Annotated in this window: 10 protein-coding genes; 7 read left to right on the forward strand and 3 right to left on the reverse strand. The window is 48.1% G+C overall.

Going from position 1 to position 13,960, the window contains the following annotated elements; genetic code table 11:
* Positions 1 to 13: 13 nt before the first annotated feature.
* The gene (locus AB4111_RS20965; RefSeq protein ID WP_301290215.1) at positions 14 to 511 is read right to left on the reverse strand and encodes an antibiotic biosynthesis monooxygenase family protein; all 498 of its coding nucleotides are present in this window, start codon (positions 509 to 511) and stop codon (positions 14 to 16) included.
* Between the two features lie 137 nt (positions 512 to 648).
* Here AB4111_RS20965 and AB4111_RS20970 point away from each other — a divergent pair, with 137 nt between their 5' ends.
* Together AB4111_RS20970 and AB4111_RS20975 are read left to right on the forward strand one after the other, a co-directional pair.
* Entirely contained in the window at positions 649 to 2,958 is a 2,310-nt protein-coding gene (locus AB4111_RS20970; RefSeq protein ID WP_442033079.1) for a helicase C-terminal domain-containing protein, read from the forward strand.
* 205 nt (positions 2,959 to 3,163) lie between these two features.
* Positions 3,164 to 4,645 (forward strand): alpha-amylase, encoded by a 1,482-nt coding sequence (locus AB4111_RS20975; RefSeq protein WP_442033080.1) that lies wholly within the window; start codon positions 3,164 to 3,166, stop codon positions 4,643 to 4,645.
* A 444-nt stretch (positions 4,646 to 5,089) separates the two neighbouring features.
* Here the strand turns inward: AB4111_RS20975 and AB4111_RS20980 are convergent, their stop codons facing one another.
* A complete protein-coding gene (locus AB4111_RS20980) occupies positions 5,090 to 5,833 on the reverse strand; it encodes an MBL fold metallo-hydrolase (RefSeq protein WP_442033081.1) in 744 nt (247 codons plus the stop codon).
* Positions 5,834 to 6,036: 203 nt separating this feature from the next.
* Between AB4111_RS20980 and uxaC the strand changes: the two genes are divergently transcribed.
* The 4 genes from uxaC (at position 6,037) to AB4111_RS21000 (ending at position 12,026) form a co-directional block, all read left to right on the forward strand.
* The gene (gene uxaC / locus AB4111_RS20985) at positions 6,037 to 7,479 is read left to right on the forward strand and encodes a glucuronate isomerase (RefSeq protein WP_442033082.1); all 1,443 of its coding nucleotides are present in this window, start codon (positions 6,037 to 6,039) and stop codon (positions 7,477 to 7,479) included.
* 403 nt (positions 7,480 to 7,882) lie between these two features.
* On the forward strand, positions 7,883 to 8,425 hold the full coding sequence (locus tag AB4111_RS20990) for a MarR family winged helix-turn-helix transcriptional regulator (RefSeq protein ID WP_440391180.1): 543 nt from the start codon (positions 7,883 to 7,885) through the stop codon (positions 8,423 to 8,425).
* Positions 8,422 to 10,149, forward strand: a complete 1,728-nt coding sequence (locus AB4111_RS20995; RefSeq protein ID WP_442033083.1) for an ABC transporter ATP-binding protein — start codon at positions 8,422 to 8,424, stop codon at positions 10,147 to 10,149. Before AB4111_RS20990 ends, AB4111_RS20995 begins: the two co-directional genes overlap by 4 nt.
* Positions 10,146 to 12,026 (forward strand): ABC transporter ATP-binding protein, encoded by a 1,881-nt coding sequence (locus AB4111_RS21000; protein ID WP_442033084.1) that lies wholly within the window; start codon positions 10,146 to 10,148, stop codon positions 12,024 to 12,026. The genes AB4111_RS20995 and AB4111_RS21000 overlap by 4 nt, the downstream gene beginning before the upstream one ends.
* 102 nt (positions 12,027 to 12,128) lie before the next feature.
* On the opposite strand, the gene AB4111_RS21005 is transcribed toward AB4111_RS21000, so the two are convergent.
* On the reverse strand, positions 12,129 to 12,722 hold the full coding sequence (locus AB4111_RS21005) for a hypothetical protein (protein WP_149846846.1): 594 nt from the start codon (positions 12,720 to 12,722) through the stop codon (positions 12,129 to 12,131).
* A gap of 332 nt (positions 12,723 to 13,054) precedes the next feature.
* Between AB4111_RS21005 and AB4111_RS21010 the strand changes: the two genes are divergently transcribed.
* Entirely contained in the window at positions 13,055 to 13,951 is an 897-nt protein-coding gene (locus AB4111_RS21010) for a diacylglycerol/lipid kinase family protein (protein WP_442033085.1), read from the forward strand.
* The last annotated feature ends 9 nt before the right edge of the window (positions 13,952 to 13,960 follow it).

A 13,960-nucleotide genomic window follows, 5' to 3' on the forward strand; every position in this document is an offset into this window, starting at 1 on the left:
GCGACCCATTCCGTTATTCTATCGTGTACGTTGTGACGTAAGAAGGTCTGGGGAACATGGTGGGCTTCTGTGCAGTCAGCCCTTCGCTTGTACTGCGGTTTCGGTGAGCGTGGCTATAGGCTTGGGATTCCTGCCATCCTTTGAAATGTTCTTCGGATTGCCAGAGTGTAAGTACAACATACGTATCATCCTTGAGAGGACGAAGCACACGAATACCGACAAAACCAGGCTCATCTTCTACCTTGCGGGCACGGTTCTTAAATCGTTCTTCAAAATCGTGACGACCATCCTCTGTAACAGGGATATTGTTCAGAACAGCGTAACCACCGCCAGTCCAGGAGCCTGCGGCATCGAAAGCTTCATATGCGGCTACTTTATCATCAGACTCGATATTCATCAGGCGTTCTGCGGATTCAATCGCCAGACGCACATGCTCTTCGCTTCGCAAAGTGAGATGCGGGTACGCAGCAAGTGCATCCGGAATCGGTGAAGGAACCAAATAGATATACATAGAAGCTGCCTCCTCATTAAGTACATTCTATTTCAAGATAGCATATGAGATTGTGCGAGTCCAATCGGCCGATCAACTGGTTTGAGCATGTCTTTTCATGATAAAGTATAGTCACTACAAACAGAACGGGTGATCGTATGACAACAATTCGGATATCGGTTAGACCTTTGGTGGAGTATGTGTACCGCAGTGGCAGCATACGTCCAGGGTTCCGGACCAATGCCTCGATGCAGGAGGGAACTCGAATTCATCAGAGGGTACAGAAGGAGTATACCGAAGAGGATTTAAAAGAGATTGTGCTCGAAACTGAGATCCAACATGGGGATCTGACCTATGTGGTGGAAGGGAGATGTGATGGCCTGATCCGGTTGGAGGGTCAATTGACGGTGGATGAGATCAAATCGACTGCGGGCAATCTGGATGATCTGGGAGAGGGTCTTCCAGTACACTGGGCGCAGGCTATGATGTATGCCTATATGTACGCCGTTCAGCATGATGAACCACGTATGCAAGTACAGCTGACGTATGTGCATTCGGTAAACCATGAAGAAAGGCGATTTCGCCGAATGGCAGAAAGGCAGGAACTGGAGCAGTTTGCGGCAGAAGTGATTGCCGGTTATGCGCCGTATGCAGAGATGATCGCTGCATATGAAGAAGAGCGTGATATCAGTGTGAAAGAGCTGCCGTTTCCTTTTCGCAAATACAGGGAGGGACAACGAAAGCTGGCAGGTGCCGTATACAAGACGATTCGTGAGGGTCAGGGATTGATGGCCAAAGCACCAACTGGCATCGGTAAAACCATGTCCGTGCTGTTCCCAACGGTCAAAGCAATTGGCGAAGGCGAAGCGAGCCGATTGTTCTATCTGACTGCGAGGACAACGACACGGGTGGCGGCAGAGGAAGCTTTTGCCCGGATGCAATCGGAAGGATTGAAGATGCATGTGATCAGTCTGACCGCGAAGGATAAGATTTGTTTTAAGGAAGAAGAAGCTTGTGATACGGGGCAGTGTGGCATGTGCGAAGGATATTATGACCGTATTAACGGGGCTGTGCTGGACATGCTGGAACATGAGACGTTGATGACACGTCCGGTCATCGAGCAGTATGCGCGCAAACATCGGGTGTGTCCGTTTGAGTTTTCCCTGGATGCGGCATATGCAGCCGATGCGGTGATCTGCGATTATAACTATATTTTTGATCCGCGTATTTCTCTGAAAAGAATGTTGGAAGAACAGAAGCGCAAGACGGTGTTACTCGTGGATGAGGCTCATAATCTAGTCGATCGTGGCCGAACGATGTTTTCCGCGGAGCTGGAGAAGGCGGTGTTTCTGGATGTGAAAAGGGAGTTCCAGTCGCTGGGCAGCAGTGTGCCTGCTGCCAAAGCCATTGTTGACTACACCGGGGCCATTGATAAGTATCTGATTACCCTTCGGAAGAACGGTGGAGAAGAAGGGAAGATCATTCAACAGGAGGCACCGGAGGAACTGATTGAACGGTTGGAGCCTTTTGTCATGGTTGCGGAGCAATGTCTTGTTGAAGGTGGTTCGGGCAATGCCGAGACGGATCAGCTGCTGCTGGATGCTTACTTTACGGCACAGAATTTTCTGCGTATTGCCAAGCTGTATGATGAACGTTTCATCACGTATGCAGAGTGCGTTCGAAGTGAAGTGAGAGTGAAGCTATTCTGCCTCGATCCTTCGGTACTGCTTCGTCAGACAGCCAAAGGATTCCGCTCCCTCATTCATTTCTCGGCAACCTTGTCACCTCTTCGCTATTATCGGGATATGCTGGGTGCAGAGGAAGAGGATTATACATTGCAGATTCCCTCACCATTTCAGCGTGAACAGTTGGATGTGAGACTCATGCCCTTATCTGTGCGTTATAAAGACCGGGAGCAATCCCGGCGACCCATTGCGGAGATGCTGCAACAGCTGGTAAGCGAATGGCCGCGCAGCAATCTGATGGTGTTCTTCCCGTCTTACCCTTATATGCGCGAGATCTATGAAACCTATGCACAGCTTCCAAGCGAAGCGGATACGGTCATACAGAAGCAGGGCATGAACGAACTGGAACGGGAGCAGTTCCTGGATGGATTCCAGCCGAATCCTGAACGAACACGATTGGTGTTTGCCGTTATGGGTGGTGTATTCTCGGAGGGTGTCGATCTGCCGGGAGACCGCTTGAATGGCGTTGTGGTGGTAGGTGCGGGGCTGCCGCAGATTGGTTTGGAGAACAACGTATTACGTGATTATTATGATCGTACAGGACGCAACGGATTCAATTACGCTTATATTTTCCCAGGGATGAATAAGGTGCTGCAGGCAGGTGGACGGCTGATTCGAACGGAAGAAGACAAGGGCGTGTTGGTGCTGGTTGACGATCGTTTTATCCAAGAACCGTACCGTTCCCTGCTGCCCGAGGAGTGGCGGGACTATAAACGGATCTGATATTGCATCTTCAGAGCAGTTCCAATGGGAATCAGGCAAATGCGGAACCAAGGAGTTTAACTAACTTTTTTTTCGATTTTCTTCCTTTTACATGATTGAAGGGTAGGGTGAAAGGGTTATAACTTGGTTAGCAACGAACGAACAACGGCGATTACCCTATCCGTTCCGCGGTCCGCTTCGAAAGCAATCAAGGAGGTCGGTTATAATGAAGAGAAATCATACCATGATGCAGTTTTTTGAATGGCACCTGGCTGCAGACGGAGATCATTGGAAGCGACTGGCTGAAATGGCCCCGGAACTGAAAGCCAAAGGCATTGACTCGGTATGGGTACCACCCGTAACCAAGGCAGTGTCAGCAGAAGATACAGGTTATGGTGTATATGATCTGTACGATCTGGGCGAATTTGATCAAAAGGGTACCGTACGGACCAAATATGGCACCAAGCAGGAATTGGTGGAGGCCATTGCCGAGTGCCAGAAGAACGGAATTGCCGTCTATGTGGATCTGGTCATGAATCACAAGGCCGGAGCAGATGAGACGGAAGTGTTCAAAGTGATTGAGGTTGATCCCAATGATCGAACAAAGGAAATTTCTGAACCATTCGAGATTGAAGGCTGGACCAAATTCACATTCCCGGGTCGCGGTGATCAATACTCCTCCTTTAAGTGGAGCTCCGAACATTTCAACGGTACGGACTATGATGCCAAGGGAGAACGGAGCGGTGTATTCCGCATCGCAGGTGAGAACAAGAACTGGAATCAGAATGTCGATGATGAGTTTGGCAACTACGATTATCTGATGTTCGCCAACATAGATTATAACCACCCGGATGTGCGGCGCGAGATGATCGATTGGGGAAAATGGCTGATCGATACCCTTCAGTGCGGTGGGTTCCGGCTGGATGCCATCAAGCATATTAACCATGAATTCATTAAGGAGTTCGCAGCAGAGATGATCCGTAAACGCGGTCAGGACTTCTACATCGTGGGTGAATTCTGGAACTCGAACCTGGATGCATGTCGTGAATTTCTCGATACGGTAGACTATCAGATCGATCTGTTCGATGTGTCTCTTCACTACAAGTTGCATGAGGCTTCTCTTGCGGGCAGAGACTTTGATCTCTCCAAAATTTTTGATGACACCTTGGTTCAGACCCATCCTACCCATGCGGTAACCTTCGTAGATAACCATGACTCCCAACCCCATGAAGCATTGGAATCTTGGATTGGAGATTGGTTTAAGCCGAGTGCTTATGCGTTGACGCTATTACGTCGTGATGGTTATCCGGTTGTATTTTACGGCGATTATTATGGCATTGGTGGCCCTGAACCTGTGGATGGCAAAAAAGAAATTCTAGACATTCTGCTGTCTGCCCGCTGCAACAAGGCATATGGAGAACAGGAAGATTACTTCGATCACGCAAATACGATTGGCTGGGTTCGTCGTGGCGTAGAGGAAATCGAAGGTTCCGGTTGTGCGGTGGTCATCTCCAACGGCGATGACGGCGAGAAAAGGATGTTCGTCGGAGAGCATCGTGCTGGTGAAGTCTGGGTGGACTTGACGAACAGTTGTGAGGATCAGATTACCATCGAGGAAGACGGCTGGGCCACCTTCCATGTGTGCGGTGGAGGCGTCTCGGTATGGGCCCTTCCTGAACAGAATGAGGACTGCGCTGACGCTGAGTAACGGCATATATCAGGCAATATAAGAAAAGAAAAGATGCACCGATGGATATGAAAATGGTGTATAAATAGATCGTTAACCACCTGAACAGGAGAGATAGACTCCTATGTTCAGGTGGTTTTTGCATTTTTCTATGGATGACTAAAATTCCAACTCAGCAGAACTCCTAACGAACTCAGCCCGCCTTATATGCACCGAATTAGTCTTATGGGATGTCTAACGAATCTCAGTAACCTTATTACTGCCAAAAACGATTGAATTAGCGCCGATTGGAGCAATATCATCAGATTAACGCGTCTGAGATTCGTTAGAATACTGAAACCTTGGATTTCAACTGATTAAGGCTTCTCAGATTCGTTAGCTTAACTTGGGTTAACGCTCTCACCATAGGCAAACGTAGCAAAGGAACCTGAGTAGACGCTGCCTATGTGTTGGATCTCCGCTTACCTACTCCAGTTCAAATGATTCCAGTGTGCCAACCATTCGCAGATCATGATCCCGGTTGAATTGTTCCCGTTTGTTCGCATCCGCGTACTCGTCATGATAATGCATCAACACAGTTTTCTGTCTCACTTCTGCTGGCAGTTGCTCCAGATCCTTCAATGAAGTATGAGATTTGATCACCAGATCATGCATATGACATTCATGGAAAATTAGCTGCACATCAGCGGCAACATGCTCCACCCGTTCCTGGTCGAGCGTACTGTCTGCACTGTAATAGAAGTAAGGTTTGGCGAGTAGCCCATTGCTGACCATACCGGGAACATGCTGCGTTCGAAATGTCTCAAACGTCACACCGCCCAGCTCGAATGTGCCTTCATCTGGCAGGGGAACGACATCGTAGTAATCACTCATGGTCCGTTCACCATCCGTTGTGTAGCGCATGCCGGGGGATAGAATGTTCCAGAGCGGGTCTACCAATTGTTCGTGGATGAACAGACGGGGTTTGCGGTCACCCACAATTTGGGCGTAATAACCCAACATCTGTACACCGTTAATATGATCCTCATGCAGGTGGGTAATAAAGACGTTGTGAATATCGGTCATGGGGAATCCATATTCCTTGAGTGCTTTGGCATTCGATTCCGGAAAATCAATCACCAAATGCGTGTCTTCGAATTCAGCCAACATACTATTGTGGTGCTGCTCCACGCTGAACATGTCTCCTGTGCCGAGAAAAGTAATTTTCATTCAAATTCATCTCCTTGTGTGGTCTTCAGATCAGCATCCTTGCGTTAAATCCAGTATACCTTGTTCCCCAATATATGCCTAAATCAACCTTTTTTGATAACGCTATCATTTTATATTGAACTTTGATGGCAAACAGTGTAGCGTAAAGATGGGAAGTGAACCCATATGAACGTAAACTCACCTAAAGGGAGCGTGCGAGGCGAATGAAATCTTTTCTGGATGAACAATTTCTACTGCACAATGAAACGGCGATCAAGTTATATGAGGATTATGCCAAAGACATGCCGATTATTGACTATCATTGCCACCTCAGTCCTCAGGAGATCTACGAGAACAAAACCTTTGGCAACCTTACAGAAGCCTGGTTATACGGTGATCACTATAAGTGGCGGCTCATGCGCGCAAACGGAATTGAAGAGAAATATGTGACCGGCGGCGAGGGAGTGACCGATTACGATCGTTTCCTGGCTTACGCCAAAACGGTCCCTATGATGATTGGTAATCCGCTGTACGCCTGGTCTCACTTGGAATTACAGCGATATTTCGGCGTATACGAAGTATTGAATGAGACTAGCGCACCAGCTATATGGGATAAAGTAAATGCCAAACTGAACAGTGACGGATTCGGTGCACGTGATCTGATTACCAAATCCAATGTCACTGTTGTGTGCACAACCGATGATCCTACCGATTCGCTGGAGTATCATCTGAAGATTCAGGAGATCGAAGGTTTCGATACAGCGGTATTGCCATCCTTCCGTCCGGATAAAGGACTCGAATTGAACCGAGATACTTTTACCGAATGGGTAGGCAAGCTGTCTCAGGCATCGGGCAAAGCGATTTCCGATTATGAATCCTTCCTTGCTGCATTGGAGTCCCGTGTGGAATTCTTCCATTCCGTAGGCGGCCGAGTCTCTGACCATGCACTTGATTATGTTCCTTATGGTGTGGCTACGCGAGAAGAAGCGGGTGAGATTTTTGCGAAGGCACTTGCAGGTCAGAAGGTAACTCGTGAGGAAGAGGATAAGTATAAGACTGTGACGCTGACGTTCCTTGGCAAACTGTACGCAGAGCGGGGCTGGGTGATGCAGTTCCATATTAATGCAGCCCGTAACAACAATACGCGGATGTTTGCCAAGCTTGGGCCGGATACCGGTTACGATGCCGTCAATGATACACCACTGTCATCAGCAATGATTGGATTACTTGATGCGTTGGATGAGCAGCAAGCACTGCCCAAAACGATTCTGTATTCCTTAAATCCAAGGGACAACGAAGTCCTTGCAGCGATAATCGGCAGCTTCCAAGGCGGGGGGATTCCTGGCAAAATCCAGCTTGGTTCAGCATGGTGGTTCAATGATACGAAGGACGGCATGCTCGCCCAGATGAAGGCACTGGCGAATGTGGGTCTGCTCAGCCGATTTGTTGGTATGCTGACCGATTCACGCAGCTTCCTTTCTTACACCCGGCATGAGTATTTCCGTCGATTGGTCTGCAACCTTATCGGTGAATGGGCCGAACAAGGGGAGGCGCCGCAGGATATGGAGCTGCTTGGTCAGATCGTACAGGGCATCGCCTACAACAATGCAAAAGAGTATTTCCCGTTTGCCTCCGTGCTTAAAACGGTCTCTGCTTCAAAGTCATGATAGGTGATGCGTGATACTCAACAAGTTCATCTAATTTTGCAATAAGAGAGGCTACCTTTTTTCATTCCATATGAATAACAATGCTCCCATTTCGTACACCGGGTCTTCATCTACCGGAGTATCGGATGGGAGCTTTTTTTGTGAGTTTCATTCCTGATATTGCGCACAATAACTATAGCAGGCACCAATGACGGCAAAATGACAAAACCCATAATCAAGCGCGTGTATGCTCTTGATTATGGGTTTATATTGGTTATTTTTAGATGTTTGACTTTCGCTTCTTGCGATAATATACTTAGTACACCTAATTAATTGTGCATCTATTTAATTGTAATGCTATTTAATAGATGTCCTATGATGTTGGATGTCTATGGAATGATAAAGAAAGAAGGAGGAACCCATTATGACTGGTATAGATCCGGTCGCTCAGAAGCTTTTATACTCCATCATGCAGTTTAATAAAGGCAAGTGGAGGCAACATAAACCTCACGGGCGCAATCACAATGAAATTATGGTGCTGGGTTGTCTGCTCCATGGGATGCATCCGGGAGAACAATTGAACTGGCAGAACAATCCGCCTGATTTCAATGACACGATACAATCCAATCATCCCGGGATGAAAGTCTCGGAGATCAGTGCTTTGTTACGGGTGAAATCACCTACCATTACACCTGTTATTCGTGGTCTTGAGGACGAAGGGCTTGTCGAACGGACCATGGACCCGGAGGATCGACGTGCAGTGCGCATTACAATTACGGAAGCAGGCCGGGCTATTATTCGGGCTGCTCACGAAGAGCGCATGCAAATCTTCAATAAGTTGGTGGCGCATCTGGGTGAGGGCGATAGCCTTCAGTTGGCTGAGTTGTTAACCAAGGTGTACACCTTTTTTGATACATTGCCTTCCCTAGAAAAAGATGATTCGACACAAGGAGATGATACGCCATGATGAAACTGTTTCTCATGCTGAAGCCTTACCGAACACCGATTATCTTCATTCTGGTTTTGGTACTGTTTCAGTCGCTTGCTGAATTGTATCTGCCTACACTAATGGCAGATATCGTGAATTTCGGCATCATTAAAGGAGATGTCCCATATATTTGGCAGATTGGTGGATGGATGTTGGTCATCGCGATTGGCGGAACAGCGTGTTCGGTGATCGCCAGTTACCTCTCCTCTCGAACCGCGGGTGGATTTGCCAAACAATTGCGCAGCAGAGTTTTCCGCCATGTGGAGAACTTCTCGCTTCAAGAGTTCGATAAGATGGGTACGGCTTCCCTGATTACGCGTACGACGAATGATATCACGCAGGTACAGAATGTACTGACGATGATGCTGCGCATGATGATTATGGCTCCGTTGATGTGTATCGGGGGTATCTTCATGGCGGTATCACAGGACGCCAAACTATCTACAATCTTCCTGGTCGTGCTTCCTGTACTGGGCGGAGCCATTGCGCTGATTGGTTCCAAGGGTTTACCTTTGTTCAAAACCATTCAGAAAAAGCTGGACCGACTCAACCTGGTGCTGCGTGAGCAGTTAACAGGGATTCGCGTCGTTCGTTCCTTTAACCGTGGGGAGCATGAGCGCGTGCGCTTTAACGGGGCCAACACGGAACTGAGAGATTCTTCTATTAAAGTTAATGTGCTCATGGCGACCATCATGCCTGTTATGATGCTGGTTATGAACTTTTCGATGATTGCCATCCTTTATTTTGGTGGAATGCGGATCGACAGCGGCAATATGAACATCGGTGCATTAATTGCCTTCATTCAATATGCAATGCAAATCATGTTCTCACTGATTATGGTTTCCATGATTTTTGTCATGATTCCAAGAGCTTCAGCATCGGCAGAACGGATTAACGAAGTGCTTGATATGCAGCCGGATCTTAGCAATCCCGAGCAGCCTCGTGGCATGAAATCCATGCAGGGTATGATTGAGTTTGACAATGTTACCTTCCGTTATCCGGGCGCAGAGAATCCAGCGTTGTCCGATATATCCTTCACAGCTCGCTCAGGTGAGACAACAGCCATCATTGGCGGTACGGGTTCGGGTAAATCGACATTGCTCAGTCTTATTCCACGATTCTATGATGTGACCGAAGGTAGCGTTCGCGTAAATGGTACGGATGTGCGTGAACTTCGGCAGGAAGATTTGCGTGCCAAAATTGGCTTTGTACCACAAAAGGCAGTCCTCTTCACGGGTACAATTACGGAGAATATCCGTCACGGGAAAGACGATGCCACAATGGATGAAGTTGTTCATGCGGCTCGTACGGCTCAGGCAGAGAACTTCATTACCGAGATGAAGGATGGATATGACAGCCTTATCGCACAAGGTGGTAACAATGTGTCTGGTGGACAAAAGCAACGTCTGTCCATCGCTCGCGCACTTGTTCGCCGTCCGGAAGTCTATATCTTTGATGACAGTTTCTCTGCTCTTGATTTCAAAACGGATGCTAAACTTCGTGCTGCGCTGAAGTCTGAAACGACAGAAGCGGCTGTGCTGATTGTTGCCCAGCGCGTAAGTACAGTAATGGATGCCGATCGCATTCTGGTTATGGATGAGGGCCGAATTGTCGGTTCAGGAACACATAAAGAGCTGCTGGAGCACAATGAAGTGTATCGCGAGATTGTATCCTCCCAGCTGACCGAGGAGGAGATCGCATGAGTGATCATACAGAAAAACATAAAGCACCCCGTGCCTCTCGCGGACCGGGACCCGGTCCCGGTATGGGCATGCGACCTCCCGCTGAGAAAGCAAAAGATTTCAAAGGTACACTGCGGCGTTTGATTCGTTATCTCCAGCCCCACAGTTCTCGTCTACTTGGGGTGCTGGTTGCAGCCATTCTGAGTACGGTATTCAGTATCATCAGTCCAAAAGTTATGGCCGAAGGAACGGATATTCTCAGTAAAGGCGCCATTGCCATCCTTCAGGGTGTACAGGGAGCCGGGATTGATTTTCCTGCATTGATGAAAGTATTATACCTGCTGGGCGGGCTCTATCTGTTCAGTGCTGCATTCATGTATGTTCAACAATACCTGATGGCCGGTGTGGCCCAACGTGTTGTGTATGACATGCGTGAGCAGATCAGTGCGAAGGTTGGACGCCTTCCTTTGAAATATTTCGACTCCCGTACGACCGGGGAGACACTAAGTCGTGCCACGAATGACGTGGACAATATCAGTAATACCCTTCAGCAAAGTTTGGCACAGTTTATTACGTCCATCGTAACGATTGTCGGCGTAATCATCATGATGCTGACGATTAGTCCATGGATGACGCTAATCACGATTTTGACGCTGCCACTCAGTGTTGTTGTTGTCATGCTGGTCGCTTCCCGTTCGCAAAAACACTTTGCGGGTCAACAGAAGTCCCTCGGGGAACTGAATGGTCATGTCGAAGAGATGTACACGGGACACAAGGTTGTCAAAGCATTTGGACGCGAAGAACAATCAGTACAGCAATTCGAGAAGGTCAATGAAGAGTTGTATGAATCCGGTTGGAAGGCCCAGTTTATCTCCGGTATTATTATGCCGCTCATGAGTTTTGTCGGTAACCTGGGTTATGTACTGATCTGTGTGGTGGGTGGGATCTTCGTTACTCGCGGATCTATCTCCATCGGGGATATTCTAGCCTTCACGCAGTACTCCCGTCAATTCACACAACCGATTAACCAGATTGCTAATATCTCTAATATCATTCAATCGACGATTGCATCGGCAGAACGGGTATTTGAGTTGCTGGATGAAGAGGAAGAAGTTCCGGAGTCCAAACAACCCGTGCAATTACAGCAGCCTAGAGGTGCGGTTGCGTTCCAAGGTGTTAATTTTGGATATAAAGAAAATGAACTGCTTATTCATAACATGAACATTGATGTAAAACCGGGACAGACGGTAGCCATTGTTGGACCAACGGGAGCCGGTAAAACGACCCTGATCAACCTGTTAATGCGTTTCTACGAAATTCAGGATGGTCAGATTACGATTGACGGTGCCGACATTAAGGACATGGAGCGTGGCAAGCTGCGCAGTCTGTTCGGCATGGTGCTTCAGGATACCTGGTTGTTCAACGGAACGATTCGGGACAACATCGCCTATGGTCGAGAAGGTTCTACGGAAGAGGATGTAATCAAGGCAGCCGTTGCGGCACATGCGGATCACTTTATTCGTACACTGCCTGATGGATATGACACGGTGCTGAATGAAGAGGCGTCGAACATCTCTCAAGGGCAGAAACAGTTGCTGACCATTGCAAGAGCGATCCTGGCGAACCCGGCCATCCTCATTCTGGATGAGGCGACGAGCAGCGTGGATACACGGACCGAAGTGTTTATCCAGAAAGCAATGAATGATCTGATGAAGGATCGCACGAGCTTTGTCATTGCACACCGTTTGTCCACCATTCGCGGCGCCGATCTGATCCTGGTGATGGATCATGGTAACGTGATTGAACAGGGCAATCATGATGAATTAATGGCGAGTCAAGGTTTCTACGCGGATCTGTACAATAGTCAGTTTGCGGAGCAGCAACCGCAGGCGATCTGATTACAATGTAAATAACAAGAATAGCCGGGAGCCCCCTAGTAGGGGTTCCCGGCTATTTGTCGTATATCCAGAGGAGTGACATTAGGATATGGATCGTTTTAGTTACTGATCCTTAGACTCCTTAGCAGGTTCATCTGCGCCGTTGCTAGAGATCGACCTCGCTTCTATCTTCATGTCGTCACTGTTAGCTTCCTCCAGTGCAGACGGAGCGGGTTCACCCGGGATCAATTCGCGCTGCTCAATCATGCGTTTGACGACTTCATAACAGTCATCCACGTGTTTGTTACCCACATATCGCATGGCTGTGAAGCTAAGTGCAGCAGCCAATCCCTGTCCAGCAAATGGGACGAATTTAGCGACGGATTTGGTAGCTACGCGTACGCCGACTCTTTTCAAAACCTGTACAACCAGTTCTTTCGTCACCATACGTCCGATGACTTTGCTTCCGATGGACATCACGAATCCATAGATCATGGATTTGGTCTCGGGGTCCATGCCGTCCAACTGTTTTTGTGATAATCCGAATTTATTGTTAATGGCAGGCAACAGCTGCATCAGCATCCCCACATCAGCCAGTACGTCTGTACCGGGCAGGGGAACGAGTGTTGTACCGGCAGATGCGGTAGCTCTTTTGCGAACCATGGTACGGCATTCCTTGCGAACTTGCTCCAATTGTTCCAACGTTGCTGGAATCATAGGGAATCCCTCCATTCGTATATGGTATAGATATAACCGTTTTGACTCGATTTGAATGGGTTCTCACCAGCAAAATTTGCAGCCTTATGACATAAGGTGCGGAGAAACCCTTTTTCTCATGCATACATCTGGTTAAACAAGGAAATGGTTTGTAAGATCAACGAGTTATATAAATAGTTGAATTTATATAGCTATTACGAATGAATGAGGATTAGGATGCATATCTGATTGGGGAACCTATTTGGAATGATGAGTGCTTAGCGCAGGGCTTGTTTATGGCTTCAACCTTTTTGGGTAAAGGTTAACAAGCATTGGAATGGAGGAAGAGAAGGATGGAGTTTAACAAAGCATTGTTAATTCATCATCATCATTCGGGTAAGGCCAATCGTGAGAATACAGTGGGCCTTGTGGCTGGTGTGCTGGCTCCCGCTGTCCATGAACTCGTCATTATGCGTACCGATGAACCCGGCGAAGGAGAGAAGTTGTGTCGTGAACGCGGTGAGCAATTCGATGTGGTGTTTATCCTGGGTGGGGATGGCACGGTACATGAATGCGTGAATGGACTGGCTGATCTGCAGCATCCTCCATTGATTGGCATATTGCCTGGAGGCACCTGTAATGACTTTGCGCGTTCGCTCGGCAGATCACCCGACGCAGAGACTGCTGCACAAGAAATGCTCGCAGGTCGGGTAGTATCCATTGATGTTGGACGAGCCAATGATCGGGTGTTCACGAACTTTTTTGGCATTGGCTTAATTAGTGATGCATCGCAGAATATTAACGAGAATCTGAAAGGCGCGCTGGGTAAGCTCAGTTATTTCATCAGCACGTTGCAGACGATTAGTCATACGGAGCCGTTTCGTTATCAATTGGAGGCGGATGGGAAAGAGATGGCAGGCGAAGCGGTGATGATCTACGCAGCCAACGGCCGTTTTCTGGGAACGAATGCCCTGCCCTTTGCACCGGATGCATTGCAGGATGGGGAGCTGGACGTACTCATTATTCATGAGACAGGCATCCCGCTGCTGCGAGAGATCCTGTCACATAAGCCCGAGGGAGATTGGCAACCTCAGAGTGAGAGCATTTCATACTTCAAGGCATCTACGCTAAAAGTGAACACAGATGCGCCGATGTCAGCTGACACGGATGGCGAACTGTATATGAAGACACCCGCCGAGCTATCGGTGCTGACGGGTCATCTGAAGTTTCTAACCGGGGAGGTGTACTAAATCCCCGGT

The organism is Paenibacillus sp. 2KB_22 (genome assembly GCF_052115745.1).
Lineage (GTDB): Bacteria > Bacillota > Bacilli > Paenibacillales > Paenibacillaceae > Paenibacillus.

What these genes read in the sequence shown, in the direction of transcription:
- AB4111_RS21005 (WP_149846846.1), bottom strand. Translation starts at nt 12,722, where the DNA reads ATGATTCCAGCAACGTTGGAACAATTGGAGCAAGTTCGCAAGGAATGC.
- AB4111_RS21000 (WP_442033084.1), top strand. Translation starts at nt 10,146, where the DNA reads ATGAGTGATCATACAGAAAAACATAAAGCACCCCGTGCCTCTCGCGGA.
- AB4111_RS20965 (WP_301290215.1), bottom strand. Translation starts at nt 511, where the DNA reads ATGTATATCTATTTGGTTCCTTCACCGATTCCGGATGCACTTGCTGCG.
- AB4111_RS20990 (WP_440391180.1), top strand. Translation starts at nt 7,883, where the DNA reads ATGACTGGTATAGATCCGGTCGCTCAGAAGCTTTTATACTCCATCATG.
- AB4111_RS20980 (WP_442033081.1), bottom strand. Translation starts at nt 5,833, where the DNA reads ATGAAAATTACTTTTCTCGGCACAGGAGACATGTTCAGCGTGGAGCAG.
- AB4111_RS20995 (WP_442033083.1), top strand. Translation starts at nt 8,422, where the DNA reads ATGATGAAACTGTTTCTCATGCTGAAGCCTTACCGAACACCGATTATC.
- uxaC (WP_442033082.1), top strand. Translation starts at nt 6,037, where the DNA reads ATGAAATCTTTTCTGGATGAACAATTTCTACTGCACAATGAAACGGCG.
- AB4111_RS20970 (WP_442033079.1), top strand. Translation starts at nt 649, where the DNA reads ATGACAACAATTCGGATATCGGTTAGACCTTTGGTGGAGTATGTGTAC.
- AB4111_RS21010 (WP_442033085.1), top strand. Translation starts at nt 13,055, where the DNA reads ATGGAGTTTAACAAAGCATTGTTAATTCATCATCATCATTCGGGTAAG.
- AB4111_RS20975 (WP_442033080.1), top strand. Translation starts at nt 3,164, where the DNA reads ATGAAGAGAAATCATACCATGATGCAGTTTTTTGAATGGCACCTGGCT.